Here is a 16,543-nt window from a genome sequence, read left to right on the forward strand (position 1 = left end):
ATTCTATGCAGCACACCCAAAAGTGTCAACTCGTTTTTTAGGAATTTATTCTATTTGCTACAAATTCAATCGCTTTGGAGATTCTTTGCTCACAACGAGCCTTTCCAACCAAAAATGCGGTTAAATCTACAGCAGGCGACATACCGGCACCCGTCACGGCGACACGCAGTGGCATACCTACCTTACCCATGCCAACTTCTAACTCTTCAGCAGTCGCTTCGATCGCTTGATGAATAGCTTCAACAGTCCATTCGTTTAGCTCAGCAAACTTCTTCTGTAATAACTGCAGCGGCTCTAATGCAACGCCACGCAGATGCTTCTTAGCCGCGGTTTCATCGAAATCATTAAAATCTTCATAGAAGTAGCGGCTAGAGGCTGCCAACTCTTTTAATGTCTTGGCGCGCTCGGCCAGTGCAGAAACCACTTCAGCCAAAGCTGGGCCGTTTGAAGTATCGATATTTTGATCTTGCATATGCCACTCGAGATGCTTGGCTACGTACTCAGGTGCCAGCTCCTTCATATAGTGCTGATTCAACCAGATCAGTTTTTCGGTATTAAAGGCAGATGCCGCCTTATTGATATCATCGAGCTTAAATAGCTGCTTCATCTCTTCAATAGAGAAGACTTCTTGATCGCCGTGTGACCAACCTAGACGCACCAAGTAGTTAAGCAGCGCTTCAGGCAGGTAACCGTCATCACGATATTGCATAACGCCTACAGCACCATGACGCTTAGACAATTTGGCGCCATCGTCACCCAAAATCATCGCTACATGAGCGTATTCTGGTACTGGGGCGTTTAACGCCTTAAGAATATTAATTTGACGCGGCGTATTGTTGATATGATCTTCACCACGTACCACACAGGTGATGCCCATATCCCAGTCATCGACCACAACACAGAAGTTATATGTCGGCGTGCCATCGGTACGGGCAATGATTAAGTCATCGAGTAAGTCGTTTGAGATCTCGATACGCCCACGCACGTGATCATCAAAAACCACACTACCTTCTGTTGGGTTTTTAAAACGCACCACAAAAGGCTCATCGGTATCACGCGGCGCTTTATCACGACAACAGCCATCATACTTTTGCTGTTCTCCTTTAGCCGCCTGCTCTTCACGCATCGCTTCGATACGCTCACGGCTGCAGTAACACTTATAAGCTGTGCCCTGCTCTAACATCTGCGCGATGATCTCGTTGTAACGATCGAATCGTTTGGTCTGGTAGTAAGGACCCTCATCCCAGTTCAGTCCCAACCACTCCATACCTTCTAAAATTGCCGCACAGGCCTCAGGGGTTGAACGTTCGAGATCCGTGTCTTCGATACGTAAAACAAATTCGCCTTGGTTAGCGCGGGCATATAGCCATGAATAAAGTGCCGTACGAGCACCACCTACATGAAGAAAACCGGTAGGACTTGGAGCAAAGCGCGTCTTAATCGTCATAATGGGACAGTAACCTGTTATCGAATCGTCTAAATATAGACTGAGCTATTTAAATGTGGGGGCTATTCTAACAGCCAAATGGGATAAGAGAAAATAGCTAGCCCGCAGCCTGGACTCACTAGGCATAAAAAGTTGATCCCCTATCACTGGGGTTTAAACGAACTGTAAATCATAGTGCCGCTTTTATTGGCTAAGAGCATATGGGATAAGCACAGCGTTCATAAAAGAGAACCACCAAGATACGGTGTCCCCAAGCAGTTACACAAAATAGGTAGCTCATCAAGGCAAGCTAAAGCCAAATCAGCGTACCGCCTCTGCTTACTATTATAAAGAGCCACGCTAGAGCGCTCATTCATCTCAACCAATCGTTATTCTAAACTAATCGTTATTCTCAACCAATAAAGAGGCATCCTCGAACGCTCAGCTTTTCAATTGCAGAAACATGACGATTCGGCGACGCCCAAACCACAAGCTAAGTGAATGATAACTGCCTGCTTATACTTGCTACATAGCACGAACACCTCCCCTAGCCTTTTCTTTTGTTCAACAAGCTAACCACCAAGGCTAACGATTAGCCTAAAGCCAAACAGGTAAACCATCTATTGCTGCGCTCAGCATCCCCGCCTCTGTGCAGGCTTTAGTCAGACGGTGATAGTAAATAATCCTGATTTGTTTAACATTAAGTCAATCCGAACAAATTTGAACCGGACTCATTATTTTCTCGAAAAAAGCGTTGACAGTAGATCGTTCCCCCCTATAATACGGCCCCACACAGCGAGGTCGATTAGCTCAGCTGGGAGAGCACCTCCCTTACAAGGAGGGGGTCACTGGTTCGAGCCCAGTATCGACCACCATACACTGTATGGCTGTAACAATTTGAAGTATCCCAGGTCGATTAGCTCAGCTGGGAGAGCACCTCCCTTACAAGGAGGGGGTCACTGGTTCGAGCCCAGTATCGACCACCATATTTTGGTAATACTAAAATAAATACTTCAAATTAACGTTGTGAGATATTCCCAGGTCGATTAGCTCAGCTGGGAGAGCACCTCCCTTACAAGGAGGGGGTCACTGGTTCGAGCCCAGTATCGACCACCATCTCATTTAATGAGAGAGTATCGAATATAATAATGTCCCAGGTCGATTAGCTCAGCTGGGAGAGCACCTCCCTTACAAGGAGGGGGTCACTGGTTCGAGCCCAGTATCGACCACCATTGTTATCACAATTTGTAAGACTACTGTATTTATCCCAGGTCGATTAGCTCAGCTGGGAGAGCACCTCCCTTACAAGGAGGGGGTCACTGGTTCGAGCCCAGTATCGACCACCATATCTTCAAGGTATGGCTAAGAAAAATCACAGTCAGTATCCCAGGTCGATTAGCTCAGCTGGGAGAGCACCTCCCTTACAAGGAGGGGGTCACTGGTTCGAGCCCAGTATCGACCACCATATTTCTTCTTCATCGCTTAATCCCCCTATTTATAATCAAACAACCTAGCAACAAGCCTTTGCAGCTTAGATGCGCTATTGCGATTCCCTTAGCCTCAACTATTCTTCATTAAGACTTTGCTCAAACTCAGTATGATTTAAGGTGGTTGACTATGGCCGATGTCACTCAATCTGCGTCGCTCGCAAGCATTGCCGCATACCTCAAGCTCACCCATGATTGTGATGAGCAGCAAGCTATGATCGAAGCCAAAGAGGTGATGCAAAACCTTATTTCAATGAGGCAAAAGGGCTTTATCACAGGTTGGTACTTCGACGCCCAGGGGCATCTCGAATTACTGCCAAGTGAGGCGATACTCAAACGCATTAATCCCGCCAAATAATTTGCAAAACACAGAGAAAAATATCCGCTTACACCAACAACTTTTGCTTCCCGCCGCTTTCAATAGAACACTCACCCAAAATCCAGTGATCACGCTTTGCGTGCCAGCTAGCGACCCGCGTCACAATCACCTCAAAACACAACATCGCCCCACCCACAAATCAGCATACCAATGAGATAGCGGTCAAACTTCACCTTGTTAAAATGGGTGGTTTTCCACCCATCAGGCTAAGACGAATGGGCGACATCCTCCCCATCTCTGGCGATTGCCGCCCACCAAGAGTTTTGCAACATGCTGATATAGTTTGATTTACATTATTTAAACATCTTTGGCCTGGTCCTTGCCTATAATTCCTATGAGTTAATCAATTCGCGAACCGGCAGTCGCCCTAAGGCACTGAAGGATTAACAATAAAAGGGATAACAAAATGACCAAACTCAACACCTGTACCTTTATCAAACAGATCGTCAAGATGACCTCAATTGCCGCACTATTGGGGGCCAGCCTCAACAGCTGGGCGGCGCCAACCGAAATTAAGTTTTCACATGTGGTCGCCGAAAACACGCCTAAAGGCCAAATGGCTCTAAAATTTAAAGAGTTAGTCGAAGAGCGTTTACCTGGCGAGTATCAGGTCAATGTGTTCCCTAACTCACAGCTATTTGGTGATAACAACGAACTTTCAGCACTACTGCTAAACGATGTGCAGTTCGTGGCACCGTCACTGTCGAAGTTCGAACGCTACACCAAGAAATTACAGATATTCGACCTTCCTTTCCTGTTTAAAGACATGGATGCCGTCAACCGCTTTCAACAAAGTGAAGCTGGTCAGCAACTGCTGAACTCAATGAAACGCAAAGGGGTTGTTGGCTTAGGCTATCTACATAACGGCATGAAGCAATTTTCAGCCAGTAGCCCGCTAGTGTTGCCAAAAGATGCCGAAGGTAAGAAGTTCCGCATCATGGCATCTGATGTCTTGGCGGCGCAGTTCCAGGCTGTCGATGCCATTCCAGTGAAGAAGCCTTTTTCTGAAGTCTTTACCCTACTGCAAACCCGTGCCATCGATGGTCAGGAAAATACCTGGTCAAACATCTACTCTAAGAAGTTTTTTGAAGTACAAAGTAATATCACTGAAAGTAATCACGGCGTACTGGACTACATGGTAGTCACCTCAAACACCTTCTGGAAGTCACTCCCGGCAGACAAGCGTAAAGTCATTAAAGCGTCACTGGATGAAGCGATTGCTTATGGTAATGATATCGCCGCAGCTAAGGTGAACAAGGACAAACAAGCCATCATCGACTCTAAGCGCTCAGAGATCACCTATCTGACACCAGAACAGCGCGCCGCATGGGTCGACGCCATGAAACCTGTATGGGCGCAGTTCGAAGATAAGATTGGTAAAGATCTTATCGATGCAGCTGTTGCATCAAACCAATAATAAGCGCTAACCCCCTAACTTAATAGGAAGATATTGAGGCCGTTTCCAATGGCATTCGGCCTCATTCCTATTTAAGGAGTTCTTGAGATGATATCTCGGTTTTTTTCCCATATCGAAGAGTTAGTGCTCAACACCTTGATCACTTCGATGACCCTACTGGTCTTTGCAGAGGTCATCGCCCGCTTCTTCTTCAACACAGGCTTCTTATGGATCCAGGAGCTCACCCTTACCATCTGCGGCTGGTTCGTTCTCTTTGGCATGTCTTACGGTGTGAGAGTTGGTGCTCATATTGGCGTGGATGCTTTCGTCAGGAAACTCCCTAGAGCTGGGCGTAAATATACCGCCACCTTGGCCGTCGCTATCTGTCTGGCCTACTGCGGCATGTTTCTGGTGGGTAGCTGGGATTATCTGGCCAAGATGTACCAAATTGGCGTACCGATGGAAGATATCGACCTGCCCCATTTCTTAGTCAGCGGCCTCGACCCTGACGCTGCCTGGGAATACCTGCGTATCGACGTGGAAGAACCGGCCGTGCCTTTGTGGATCTCCCAGAGTATTTTGCTACTTGGCTTTGCGTTACTCACTTGGCGCTTTCTACAGCTGGGTTTCGCCATCATCACCAACAAGACAGATGGTTTTGTCTTTGCCGATGAAGCTAAGGAGAGCATGCACCTGATCGATCAAGAGGCTCAGGCCGACAACGAGCAGCCGGGAGACAAAAAATAATGACTATAGCAACCCTGTTTATCAGCCTGTTTGTCTGTATGCTCCTTGGCATGCCGATCGCCATTGCGCTGGGTTTTTCCAGCATGTTGACCATCTTACTGTTCTCCGATGATTCGCTGGCCTCGGTCGCCTTAAAACTCTATGAGTCCACCTCAGAGCACTATACCCTGCTGGCGATCCCCTTCTTTATTCTTTCCTCAGCGTTTCTCTCCACCGGTGGCGTCGCAAGGCGTATCATCGAATTTGCCATGGACAGTGTCGGCCATATCCGTGGCGGCTTGGCGATGGCCTCAGTAATGGCCTGTATGCTGTTTGCTGCTGTCTCTGGTTCATCGCCAGCAACTGTGGCCGCTATCGGCTCCATCGTAATTGTCGGCATGGTAAGAGCCGGATATCCGGAAAAATTTGCCGCAGGGGTGATCACCACCTCGGGCACCTTAGGGATCTTAATCCCCCCCTCTATCGTGATGCTGGTTTATGCGGCCGCTACCGAAGTTTCAGCAGCGCGCATGTTTATGGCAGGCCTTATCCCAGGCCTGATGATGGGGCTATTGTTAATGCTCGCTATCTATATCGTGGCACGCATTAAAAACCTACCCTCTCGCCCCTTCCCTGGCGTGCGTCCCTTGGCTATTTCAAGCGCTAAAGCAATGGGTGGTCTTGCGCTTATTGTCATCGTTCTGGGTTCCATCTATGGCGGTATCGCTAGCCCCACAGAAGCGGCAGCGGTCGCCTGTGTGTACGCCTATTTTATTGCCGTGTTTGGCTATCGAGATATCGGGCCGCTGAAAAACGTCAGCTGGCGTAACAGCGATGAACCTCTGTTTAGGGCCACAGCACGCAACCTCGCCTTTATGCTGTTGGCTGTTATTAAAACCCCAACAGACAAAGAGATCCGCCATGTGGTACGTGACGGTGCGAAAGTCAGCATCATGTTGCTATTTATCATCGCCAACGCCATGCTATTTGCCCATGTGTTAACCACAGAGCGGATCCCTCATATCATCGCAGAAACCATAGTGGGTATGGGACTACCGGTTTGGGGCTTCCTCATCATAGTCAACTTGCTGCTGCTGGCGGCGGGTAACTTTATGGAGCCATCGGCCATCTTGCTGATCATGGCGCCCATTTTGTTCCCTATCGCAACTCAACTCGGCATAGATCCTATCCATCTGGGTATTATCATGGTGGTGAACATGGAGATAGGTATGTTGACGCCTCCGGTGGGGCTCAACCTATTTGTGACCGCAGGGATCACTGGGCGCAGTATGGGTTGGGTGATTCAATCCTGTATCCCTTGGCTAGTGTTGCTGCTCTTCTTCCTGGCACTGATCACCTATATCCCGCAGATCTCACTGTTTCTACCGGAATATATAGATAAGTTAAACGGTTATTAAAATACTTGATTTTGTTTAACAATTGGGCGAGTCTGAAACGGGAACAAGCTCCCACTATTTCAGGCTCGCTTTTCAATTGGACATGCCTTTTATGTCAATAACGATAACAAGAAAAAAATACCTCGGCATCGGCTTAATTATCTTGCTAGGCCTCGCCTTTACCCTACGCGCCGCCTATTGGTTTCATCTAGAACACGGCTATGAGATGACGCGGCAACAATCTAATGCGCAAATGAAAGAGCTACTGAGCTTTCTCTCAGGCTCTCTTAGTCGCTATGAGAGCATTCCTCAAGTGCTATCAACCAATCCCTTGCTGGCTAACGCTTTGGCACAACAAGACGATCCAGAAACCATCACGCCACTCAACCTCTATTTGGAGGAGATCCAAAGCATTACAGAGGCACTGGATATCTATCTGGTCAATATCAATGGCGATGCTATCGCTGCCAGCAACTGGCAACAGAGCTACTCCTTTATCGGCAAAAACTTTGGCTTTCGCCCCTATTTCAAAGACGCAATGAACGGAAAAATGGGGCGTTATTTCGCCGTAGGAACCAGCTCCAACAAGCGTGGTTACTACTTCTCCTACCCTATCTACAACCAGGGCTATCCGATTGCCCCGAATCAGGGCGATGCCAAGGTTGTCGGCGCTATCGTCGTCAAGGTTGATGTCACGGAGATCGAACAACAAAGTACTGGCATGGCCAGAGGTAGCAACTATGAGTTTGCCATCAGCGATCCCGACAATATTATTTTCCTCTCTAGTCAACCCAAGTGGCGCCTCACTTCTCTGGTGCCTGTGACCCGCCAACTCAAACAGCACATTACCGCATCACGGCGCTACGCCAACCGCGACATTAATCCGCTAGAGATAGAACCCCCCTTTACCGCATCATTGGCGGAAGATTATCAAATCTATCAAATTGGCGGCGATAAGCATGGCAAAGAGTATATGGATAACGCCGCCATGATGAATGATGCTGGCTGGCGGGTCCATATACTTTCCCCTATGGCCCCCATCTATCAATCACTGCCGCCACTACTCTTGCTTTACGGCGCCCTCTACCTGTTATGCGCCCTGGCACTGCTGTTTGCTATTGAAAGGCGCAAAAATATCCGCCGCATGCAACAGGCGCACGAACAACTTGAGCAGAGAGTCAAAGAGCGCACTCAAGCGTTGGAAACCAGTCATCAAGAGTTAAAAGAGACGCAGGATGAGCTGATCCAGGCCGCTAAGTTAACGGTTATCGGTAGTCTCTCGGCCAGTATCAACCATGAGATCAACCAGCCGCTGGCAGCTATTCGCAGCTACGCACAAAACACCCAGACGCTGTTGTCCCGCGCTAAGTGGGACGATGTTTCTAGCAATATCATGACCATCATAGAGCTGACCGATCGCCTAGCCGCGATCGTATCGCAATTTAAGAGCTTTACCCGCAAGAGTAAGGGTAACGATAAGGCGGTCAGCGTGGCTCAGTGCATTAAAGATGCCCTGACCATAGTTCAGCCCGAAGTCGATAAACAAGGCATTAATCTTGTGCTCAAAAACACTGACTGTGAGACGCTGATCTGGGGCGACCCCATCCGCTTACAACAGGTATTGATTAATCTGATGAGCAACGCCATGGTGGCCATGCGCGCCAGCAGCCCAAAACAGTTAATCATCAGCGTTAACCTCAATGACCGCGTCGAGATCACCATTGAAGATACCGGCACAGGCATAGATGAAAGTCAGATGCAGAAAATTTTCGACCCCTATTACACCAGCTCTCGTCAGGGTTTGGGCCTGGGCCTCTCTATCTCCAGGCGAATCGTCGAGGCGATGCAAGGCAAAATCAGCGTGGCGAATCGCGCCGAAGGTGGCGCCATCTTTAATATCACGCTTCCAATACATGCAGCGGGTTAGCCATGCAAAATCAAATTTTTAATCAATACGATATCCTTATCGTCGACGACGAGCCCTTGATAGGCTCGGCCCTGGTACAGCTGTTTGAATTAGAATCCTACCGCGCCCTCTCCTTAACCGACGCCAAGCAGATTGGTCAGGGACTGCCAGATAACTGGCCCGGCATAGTGATCTCAGATGTGAACATGCCCGATACCGACGGCCTCGCCTTGATGCGCACCCTGCTTTCCCAAGACAAAGATATCCCTATCATCTTGCTCACGGGTCACGGTGACATCGCCATGGCGGTACAGGCGCTCAAACAAGGTGCCTATGATTTTATTGAGAAACCTTTTAACAACGAGCATATGCTGGATATTGCCAAGCGCGCTTTGGAAAAACGCGCGCTGACGCTGGAAAACCGCAGCCTGAAGCGGGAGCTTGAATCCCAAAGCACCCCTGGACCGCGTATCTTAGGCCATAGTCCGGGGATCAAGCAGATGCGCCACATCATACATCAGGTGATCGACATGCCCGCCGATGTATTGATTGAGGGTGAAACAGGCACAGGCAAAGAGCTGGTTGCCCGCTACCTGCACGATCACAGTCCTCGCAGTGAGGCCAACTTTGTTGCCATCAACTGCGGCGCTATTCCTGAAACCATCATCGAAAGCGAGCTGTTTGGCGCCGAATCAGGCGCTTTTACCGGCGCCGATAAGACCCGCATCGGCAAGTTCGAGTATGCCAACGGCGGCACACTGTTTCTCGATGAGATTGAGAGCACCCCCTTGTCCTTGCAGGTCAAGCTGTTGAGGGTATTGGAAGACAGGAAGGTGGAGCGCCTCGGCTCCAACAAAAGCATAGATTTGGATATTCGCATCATAGCTGCGACTAAGGTTGACCTGAAAACCTTGTGCGATACCGGTGAGTTTCGCCAAGATCTTCTTTACCGTCTTAACCTGGTGACAGTGCCAATCCCGGCCCTTAGGGAGCGACGTGAGGATATCGGATTACTGTTTCTGCACTTTGCCCGCATTGCCTCGGCGCGCTACCACAAGGCGCTGATCCCCCTCACTGCGGAATACACGGCTCAGCTGGTCTCCCACGACTGGCCCGGTAATGTACGCGAACTGCGTAACCTGGCCGAGCGCTATGTGTTACTCGGCCCAGAAGCGGCCTTTGCCACCTCACTGGGTCAAAGCAATCAGCTCAATGCCAATATGTCACTACAGCAGCGGGTAGAGTTTTTTGAGCGATTATTGATTGAAGAAGCGCTGAGTAACAACAAGGGCAGCATCAAGCTCACCATGGAGCAGCTCGAACTGCCGCGCAAAACGCTTTATGACAAGATGCAAAAATTCGGTCTCAGCCGAAAGACCTTTCTAAGCTAACCCTTCATCCATTAGCTCGCCGCATCAAGCAGTGGCGAGCGTGGTCTGTGGGTGCGCTTTAGCATCGCCACGATGAGAATCACACCACTTAGCAATGTCAGGCTGCCAGCCACCACACCGCTCCAGCCCCAATGCTGCCAAAACGGCAACAGGAATGGCCCGCCGAGCGCCGCACCTAAATAGTAGCTACACAAGTAGAGCGCCGTGGCTTTCGCCCTGTGCTGCTGAGCACGTTGGGCCACCCAGGCATTACAGACGCTATGAAAGGTAAAGAAGCCAAAACTCGACAGCAGGAAACCTATGATGATGGCGCTGCTGGTATCGCCTAGGGTGATCAGGCTGCCGACACACATCATCACCGCCGAGAGTACAAATAGTGGTTGACGCCCTAAGCGTGTCACCCATTTCGCCGAGCGAAATGAGGCATAGGTGCCACTCAGGTAACACAGGAAGATCAGTGTGACCTGAAACTTGCCCCAATAAAATGGCGCCTGCATCAGGTGCAGCTGAATATAGCTAAACTGATTGACCATCACCATAAAGGCGAGCGCGCCTAACAGATAGAGTTTCACTAAGGTACTGTCACCAAGGTGCAAGCCAAAGCCCTTCAGATCGGCAAGGCCGAAGCGACTCTTGTGTTGACGGCGACGGATCCGCACTCGGTCGAGCCGCGGCAGTAATGCCAGCACACCCATTACACCAGCCAGGGTTAACACAGTCACCAAGCCCATGGCCTCTACCCAGTTTAAATACTCTGTCATCAAACCGCCGAGCAGGCGCCCGGCAATCCCTCCAAGGCTGTTGGCGCCTATGTAGATGGCCCCCGCCTTGAGCAGCACACTGGTATCGAGCAGATCCTTAAAATACGCCATGGCGATGGCAGGCACCGCCGCCAATAACACCCCTTGAAATAAACGCACCGCCACCAGCGCTGAAAAGTCCTGCACCCAGATCAACATAAAATCTGCCACCACCAGCAAAGCCAGGCTCCATAGCAAGGGCTTGCGCCGTCCCAGCTTGTCCGACAGGGTCGCATAAAAGAGCAGCGAAAAGGCCATGGAAAAACTGGTGACCGACAACAACAGGGTGGCGTGCGCCGGTGACACACTAAAACTGCTCGCGATCAGCGGCAACATCCCCTGCACCATATACAGGTTGATGTAGATCACCACGGAGGCCAAAGAGAGGCCCCAGATCAAACGAAGTTGTAGTGCACGGCTGGCTGTCATTTTCTGCGAGTTCAAAGGAGTCGATAGACACAGGCTAACACCGGCGCTAACATAACAAAAATAGATTATAACTATGATGTCGATAACATGATGTTATAGATAATTTGAAGATCAGCCCATTAAAACGAGCCTTTAAACAACAAGGCATTAGCTCTGGTGATTCACGATGGATATCAAACAGCTTAGGCAGTTCGAGGCGCTAGCCACCAAAGGCAGCTTTACCCTAGCGGCCAAGCAGCTCAACATTGCCCAGCCAGCCCTGAGCCAGGGAATAAAGCGCCTTGAGCAGACGCTTGGGGTCACGCTGATCAATCGCAACAAACACTATCGTGGTCAAGATGGCAGTCGTCTCACCCTTACCGCCGAGGGCGAGGCCCTGGTACAACACGCCAGGCTGATCCTCAAGCAGGTCAAACAGGCTGAGGCCCATATTAAATCTATGGCCAACCTGACCAAAGGCGAGGTACGTATCGCAGTGCCAGGCATGCTAGGCTCCTACTACTTGCCCTCGCGCCTGATGGCCTTTCGGCACAGATATCCGGATCTCAAGCTATCACTGTTTGAAGGCGGTACCCGCGACAGCTTGCGGATGTTGCAAAATGAAGAGGTCGATATCGCCATCATCACAGGGCAAGACTTACAGCCTAATTTCGACAGCCATCTGCTGCTCAGAGAGCAGATGGTGGTAGCCGTGGGTGAAGAGCATCCGCTGGCCGAGCATGCAGCCATTACGCTAGAGCAGTTTTTTGAGCAGGAACTGGTGATGTTTAAGCCGGGCTATTTTCACCGGGAGTGGATGCTGTCACAAGCCAAAGCCTTGGGTCTTGAAGCCGATATCGCGTTTGAAACTAACCTGATCAATCTCATCAAACAGGTGGTCGCTCAGGGCTTTGCCATCACCAGTGTGCTGGAGATGGTGATCGAGGCAAGAGATCCTATCCGCGCCATCCCCTTCTCTCCGGCCGTACACCTTGATCTGCACATCGCCTGGAATAGAGAACGCCCCATAGGTCTGGCCGACAGGGCGTTCGTCGAGTTCTTAATGAATAACCCCTAGCGAGCCGCTAACGGCATCATTAGGCTAATCTAACTGGCATCGGCCTGACGCTCGGGCGCCGCCAATTGAAAGGCTTCGAGCTGATGACAATTGTCCCAGATACGGCGAATATTCGGATATGGCGTCAAATCGACCTTGAAGCGATTGGCGTTATAGACCTGAGGGATCAGGCAAAGATCCGCCAGCGTGACCTCATCGCCATAGCAATAGCTACCGGCGTGCTTTTCCAGCTGCTTTTCAAACGCGCTAAAGCCCTGATGGATCCAGTGGTGGTACCAGGCGTTCTTAGCCTCTTCATCGAGACCTAGGGTATTCGTCAGATACTGCAGCACCTTGAGGTTATTCAGCGGATGCACCTCACAGGCGATTGAAAGGGCCATGGCGCGCACCTCGGCTCTCGCCTTGGGCTCCTTTGGCAACATCAAGGTTCCACCATACTGCTCGTCGAGATATTCGATGATCGCCAGTGACTGAGACAGAACAAATTCGTTGTCACCTTCGATAAATGTTGGCACCAACTCCTGGGGATTAAGCGCTGCATACTTAGGCAAGTGCTGCTCGCCACCCTCTTTAACCAGATGCACTGATTCGAGCGTGGCATCCAGCCCTTTTAAATTGAATGCGATGCGAACCCGGTATGCGGCGCTTGAGCGCCAATAACCCAATAATTTCATCACATAGCTCCTTTTCTCTTTCCACCCATTGCCCGGCGGCAGTTACAAAAACGGGGCAACCTTAGCCGCCCCGAAGTCTCAATAAATCTGAGTATTAACCTTTGTACTCAACCACCTGCTGGTCGATAGCACCAAAGATTGATTGCTCGTTTTCATCCAGCATCTCGATACGCACGCGATCGCCAAAACGCATAAATGAAGTCGATGGCTTACCGTCGCTGATGGTCTCTAGCATACGAGTCTCCGCCAGACAGCTAGAGCCAGCGCTGCGATCATAGTTAGAGATAGTACCTGAACCTATGATAGCACCGGCGCCCAATGGACGAGTCTTAGTGAAATGGGCAATCAACTGGCTAAAGTTAAAGGTCATATCGATGCCACAGTTTGGCTTACCGAACAACTCGTTGTTCAGATGAGTGATCAATGGCAGATGCACCTTAGACTCACGCCACTTATCACCCAGCTCATCCGGGGTGACAGCGACAGGTGAGAAGCTGCTTGAAGGCTTAGACTGGAAGAAACCGAACCCCTTGGCCAATTCAGCTGGGATCAGGTTACGCAGCGACACGTCGTTCACCAGCATCAACAGCTTGATATGCTTCTCAGCTGAATCAGCGTCTATGCCCATAGGCACGTCATCGGTGATCACTGCAACTTCAGATTCGAAATCTATGCCCCACTCTTCGCTGGCCAGCTCGATATCCGCCTTAGGAGCGATAAAACAGTCCGAACCACCTTGATAAACCAAAGGGTCTGTCCAGAAAGTTTCAGGCATCTCGGCGCCACGCGCCTTACGTACCAATTCAACATGGTTTACATAGGCACTGCCGTCGGCCCACTGATAGGCACGCGGCAAAGGTGACAAGCACTTGTTTTCGTCAAAATCGACGGTGTTCTCAAGCACACCTTGGTTAAGCGCCTCATAAAGCTCTTGCAGTTGCGGCTGAAGCAGATCCCAGGCATCCAGCAATTGCTGCATGGTGTGCGCGATAGCCGGAACCGCAACGGCCTTGGTTAAATCCTTACTCACAAGCATCAGCTGACCGTCACGACGGCCGTTGTTATAACTTGCTAACTTCATACCCACTCCTATCGAAATCTTATTCTGCCAGACCAGACAAACACACAGGTCAATGGTCTGGTGCAATCAATTTGGCATAGAAATACCCTATGCGCGCCGAGATAGGAATAGCGTGACACAAATCACATTAAGCCTATCACTCACTCAATATGTAAACATTTAATTACAGCAAGTAAAAACCCCAACACTATGGGGTTTTCACTTTAGCTCTGCCGGAAAAAGCAGCAACTCACTGGCAATAAGGTTTTACATCCCTTTTTGCTTGTTGATCTTATACTCTCTCAGTTTGTTGGCGATGGCAGTATGTGACACCCCAAGCTTCTTGGCCAACTGACGTGTACTCGGATACGCAGGATAGAGGCGTCTAAGCAGGCTTGCCTCAAACTGTTTCATCGCCTGATCTAGGCTGCCCTCAAACTGATGATCGAAGTAGCCAAAACCCTCGGCATAAGAAGGGAGTTTAAGTTGATCCACCGTCAATTCCGCCGAGCCATCCCACATAGATACCGCACGGAAGATGGCATTTTTCAGCTGACGCACGTTACCCGGCCAGGCATAACCCAAGAGGTGTTCACGGCACGGAGCCGAGATACGACGGATAGGTATGGAAAGCTGCTGACTGTAGTGCTCGAGGAACATCTCGGTCAGAGGGATGATATCCACCTTTCGCTCTCTGAGTGACGGCATATGGAAACTCAGCACATGGATTCGATAGTAAAGATCTTCACGGAATTCACCGCTTTGACACAGCTCCGCCAGGTTTTTCTGGGTCGAGCAGATGATGCGCACATCCGAGCGCACCTCCACATCGCCGCCCACACGGCGGAAGGTGCCATCCTGTAGCAGACGCAGCAATTTAACCTGCGCCGCCTTAGACATCTCGGCTATCTCATCTAAAAAGACAGTACCGCCCTTGGCCTCTTCGAAGAAGCCACGCTTCACCACTTCGCCACCACTGACGTAACCAAAGAGTTCCTCTTCGGCGGCGCTATCTGGCATAGCGGCGCAGTTAATCGCTATAAAGGGATGCTCGCGGCGCATGCTGGCATCGTGACAGGCTCGGGCCATCAACTCCTTGCCTGTGCCGGTTTCGCCCGTAATCAGCAAAGGTGCGTCGAGCTGGGCCATACGTCTGGCCTGAACCAACACCTCTTTCATCTTATCGCTGACCGCCAACACATTTTCAAAACCAGTAGTCTGATTCTGTAGGGCATTAAATTGCTTACCGACTCTTGCGGGAGACTTGAGCGACACCACGGCGCCGGCCAAAATGCTCTTATCATTTTCATCGGGTAGATAGATAGGCAGCATTTCAGCCAGGTACTCGCTCTGACCAATATTGACTCGAGTTGCCTGCGCCAGCACCAAAGGTTCACTGAGCCAACGATTGAAATTAAACCCTTGCACCCAGTGGTTAAGCGGTTCATCGAGGACTTCATGTTCGCCCATATTGACCGTCATCAACGCCGATTCGTTAACGATACGAATGCGTCCCTTGACGTCGATGGAAAACACAGAATCTGGCAGGGTTTTTAGCAGCGTCTTAAGCGCATAATGTTCCTGCTCCGATGGCATGAAAGAGACGGTGCGCACATCATGCACCCCCTCCACCTTTCTGATCAAAGGTAACAGCTCGCTGAGCACATCAAAGTTAACTTCAGCAAACTGCAGATAGAGAAATCCCTGGTTACTGGCATCGATAGCTATCAGGTTAATACCATAGCCTTCGAGGATCTCCAGAATATCTTTTGCTAGACCCACGCGGTCGATGCAACTTACTTCTAAGCGCATACCCTTTCGTCCCTTTTTATATTTATTACTTCACGGTTTTTGGGATTATCGCGAGCATGGTTGCGCATCATGTCAAAACAGGTGAGACACACGACGCAGAAATGCCGATAAAACGCCTATACGTTAGAGTGTAATGAGATTTGTGGCAAGAGTTGTTTACAGTAGATTATAGGTGCTGCCAAAAAAACAGCGCCATAGCTAGGCTATGACGCTGATTTTATATTAGTTTTTACTTAGTCTAATAACTGGTCTGTCTTGGCAGCCATGATGAAATCATTACGGTGCAGCCCTTTAATCGAGTGAGACCACCAGGTCACTGTCACCTTACCCCATTCGGTTAAGATCCCCGGATGATGAAACTCCTCTTCCGCTAAGTCTGCCAATTTATTGGTAAATTCCATTGCCAGCTTAAAGTTTTTAAACTTATAGACGCGCTCAAGCTGCATGATACCGTCACGCACTTCTACGCCCCAATCTGGGATCATGCGGATCAGCTCGGCCAACTCGGCATCGGTCACCTTAGGCGCATCGGCTTGGCAGGCTTCACACTTCATTTGGGCTAATTCAGTCATACTTCTTCCTTCTCGTTTTCTTAACTGGCTT

Annotated in this window: 13 protein-coding genes and 6 tRNA genes; 13 read left to right on the forward strand and 6 right to left on the reverse strand. The window is 49.9% G+C overall.

The features are described 5' to 3' along the window. Nucleotides 1–37: 37 nt before the first annotated feature. The gene (gene gltX, locus NY07_RS14380) at nt 38–1,447 is read right to left on the reverse strand and encodes a glutamate--tRNA ligase (RefSeq protein WP_033540053.1); all 1,410 of its coding nucleotides are present in this window, start codon (nt 1,445–1,447) and stop codon (nt 38–40) included. 778 nt (nt 1,448–2,225) lie between these two features. Between gltX and NY07_RS14385 the strand changes: the two genes are divergently transcribed. The 12 genes from NY07_RS14385 to NY07_RS14440 all read left to right on the forward strand — a co-directional run bounded on the left by NY07_RS14385 (nt 2,226) and on the right by NY07_RS14440 (nt 10,108). Then, nucleotides 2,226–2,301: transfer RNA gene (locus NY07_RS14385), tRNA-Val, on the forward strand. 35 nt (nt 2,302–2,336) lie between these two features. Further along, a tRNA-Val gene (locus tag NY07_RS14390) sits at nt 2,337–2,412 on the forward strand. Nucleotides 2,413–2,466: 54 nt separating this feature from the next. Continuing rightward, nucleotides 2,467–2,542 (forward strand) — tRNA-Val (locus tag NY07_RS14395). A gap of 40 nt (nt 2,543–2,582) precedes the next feature. Further along, nucleotides 2,583–2,658, forward strand: a tRNA-Val gene (locus NY07_RS14400). Nucleotides 2,659–2,696: 38 nt separating this feature from the next. Further along, a tRNA-Val gene (locus NY07_RS14405) sits at nt 2,697–2,772 on the forward strand. 43 nt (nt 2,773–2,815) lie between these two features. Continuing rightward, a tRNA-Val gene (locus tag NY07_RS14410) sits at nt 2,816–2,891 on the forward strand. Between the two features lie 152 nt (nt 2,892–3,043). Continuing rightward, nucleotides 3,044–3,271: a hypothetical protein gene (locus NY07_RS14415; protein WP_033540054.1), complete on the forward strand. Its 228-nt coding sequence runs from the start codon at nt 3,044–3,046 to the stop codon at nt 3,269–3,271. A 472-nt stretch (nt 3,272–3,743) separates the two neighbouring features. Beyond that, nucleotides 3,744–4,709, forward strand: a complete 966-nt coding sequence (locus tag NY07_RS14420) for a TRAP transporter substrate-binding protein (protein WP_235363943.1) — start codon at nt 3,744–3,746, stop codon at nt 4,707–4,709. Between the two features lie 87 nt (nt 4,710–4,796). After that, nucleotides 4,797–5,435, forward strand: coding sequence for a TRAP transporter small permease (locus tag NY07_RS14425; protein ID WP_033540056.1), 639 nt, complete (start codon nt 4,797–4,799; stop codon nt 5,433–5,435). Continuing rightward, the gene (locus NY07_RS14430) at nt 5,435–6,832 is read left to right on the forward strand and encodes a TRAP transporter large permease (RefSeq protein WP_033540057.1); all 1,398 of its coding nucleotides are present in this window, start codon (nt 5,435–5,437) and stop codon (nt 6,830–6,832) included. Before NY07_RS14425 ends, NY07_RS14430 begins: the two co-directional genes overlap by 1 nt. 82 nt (nt 6,833–6,914) lie before the next feature. After that, nucleotides 6,915–8,738, forward strand: coding sequence for a sensor histidine kinase (locus tag NY07_RS14435; protein ID WP_081953844.1), 1,824 nt, complete (start codon nt 6,915–6,917; stop codon nt 8,736–8,738). A 2-nt stretch (nt 8,739–8,740) separates the two neighbouring features. Then, nucleotides 8,741–10,108, forward strand: a complete 1,368-nt coding sequence (locus NY07_RS14440) for a sigma-54-dependent transcriptional regulator (protein ID WP_033540059.1) — start codon at nt 8,741–8,743, stop codon at nt 10,106–10,108. An 11-nt stretch (nt 10,109–10,119) separates the two neighbouring features. Here the strand turns inward: NY07_RS14440 and NY07_RS14445 are convergent, their stop codons facing one another. Continuing rightward, complete coding sequence (locus NY07_RS14445; RefSeq protein ID WP_033540060.1) at nt 10,120–11,337, reverse strand: MFS transporter; 1,218 nt, start codon at nt 11,335–11,337, stop codon at nt 10,120–10,122. A gap of 166 nt (nt 11,338–11,503) precedes the next feature. On the opposite strand from NY07_RS14445, the gene NY07_RS14450 reads away from it, so the two are divergent. Beyond that, nucleotides 11,504–12,394: a LysR family transcriptional regulator gene (locus NY07_RS14450; protein WP_033540061.1), complete on the forward strand. Its 891-nt coding sequence runs from the start codon at nt 11,504–11,506 to the stop codon at nt 12,392–12,394. Nucleotides 12,395–12,423: 29 nt separating this feature from the next. Here NY07_RS14450 and maiA read toward each other — a convergent pair whose 3' ends face one another. From maiA to NY07_RS14470, 4 genes are all read right to left on the reverse strand, one after another. Further along, nucleotides 12,424–13,068, reverse strand: coding sequence for a maleylacetoacetate isomerase (gene maiA, locus NY07_RS14455; protein ID WP_033540062.1), 645 nt, complete (start codon nt 13,066–13,068; stop codon nt 12,424–12,426). A gap of 94 nt (nt 13,069–13,162) precedes the next feature. Then, nucleotides 13,163–14,149, reverse strand: coding sequence for a fumarylacetoacetate hydrolase family protein (locus NY07_RS14460; protein ID WP_033540063.1), 987 nt, complete (start codon nt 14,147–14,149; stop codon nt 13,163–13,165). A 246-nt stretch (nt 14,150–14,395) separates the two neighbouring features. After that, nucleotides 14,396–15,940 (reverse strand): transcriptional regulator TyrR, encoded by a 1,545-nt coding sequence (tyrR, locus tag NY07_RS14465; protein ID WP_033540064.1) that lies wholly within the window; start codon nt 15,938–15,940, stop codon nt 14,396–14,398. A 233-nt stretch (nt 15,941–16,173) separates the two neighbouring features. Then, the gene (locus tag NY07_RS14470) at nt 16,174–16,512 is read right to left on the reverse strand and encodes a 4a-hydroxytetrahydrobiopterin dehydratase (RefSeq protein WP_011865235.1); all 339 of its coding nucleotides are present in this window, start codon (nt 16,510–16,512) and stop codon (nt 16,174–16,176) included. Nucleotides 16,513–16,543: the final 31 nt, after the last annotated feature.

It is taken from the genome of Shewanella sp. ECSMB14101, assembly GCF_000773485.1.
Taxonomy (GTDB): Bacteria; Pseudomonadota; Gammaproteobacteria; order Enterobacterales; family Shewanellaceae; genus Shewanella; species Shewanella marisflavi.

Excerpts from the sequence above, each read along its gene's own strand:
- gltX (WP_033540053.1), bottom strand. The coding sequence starts at position 1,447 with ATGACGATTAAGACGCGCTTTGCTCCAAGTCCTACCGGTTTTCTTCAT.
- NY07_RS14415 (WP_033540054.1), top strand. The coding sequence starts at position 3,044 with ATGGCCGATGTCACTCAATCTGCGTCGCTCGCAAGCATTGCCGCATAC.
- NY07_RS14420 (WP_235363943.1), top strand. The coding sequence starts at position 3,744 with ATGACCTCAATTGCCGCACTATTGGGGGCCAGCCTCAACAGCTGGGCG.
- NY07_RS14425 (WP_033540056.1), top strand. The coding sequence starts at position 4,797 with ATGATATCTCGGTTTTTTTCCCATATCGAAGAGTTAGTGCTCAACACC.
- NY07_RS14430 (WP_033540057.1), top strand. The coding sequence starts at position 5,435 with ATGACTATAGCAACCCTGTTTATCAGCCTGTTTGTCTGTATGCTCCTT.
- NY07_RS14435 (WP_081953844.1), top strand. The coding sequence starts at position 6,915 with ATGCCTTTTATGTCAATAACGATAACAAGAAAAAAATACCTCGGCATC.
- NY07_RS14440 (WP_033540059.1), top strand. The coding sequence starts at position 8,741 with ATGCAAAATCAAATTTTTAATCAATACGATATCCTTATCGTCGACGAC.
- NY07_RS14445 (WP_033540060.1), bottom strand. The coding sequence starts at position 11,337 with ATGACAGCCAGCCGTGCACTACAACTTCGTTTGATCTGGGGCCTCTCT.
- NY07_RS14450 (WP_033540061.1), top strand. The coding sequence starts at position 11,504 with ATGGATATCAAACAGCTTAGGCAGTTCGAGGCGCTAGCCACCAAAGGC.
- maiA (WP_033540062.1), bottom strand. The coding sequence starts at position 13,068 with ATGAAATTATTGGGTTATTGGCGCTCAAGCGCCGCATACCGGGTTCGC.
- NY07_RS14460 (WP_033540063.1), bottom strand. The coding sequence starts at position 14,149 with ATGAAGTTAGCAAGTTATAACAACGGCCGTCGTGACGGTCAGCTGATG.
- tyrR (WP_033540064.1), bottom strand. The coding sequence starts at position 15,940 with ATGCGCTTAGAAGTAAGTTGCATCGACCGCGTGGGTCTAGCAAAAGAT.
- NY07_RS14470 (WP_011865235.1), bottom strand. The coding sequence starts at position 16,512 with ATGACTGAATTAGCCCAAATGAAGTGTGAAGCCTGCCAAGCCGATGCG.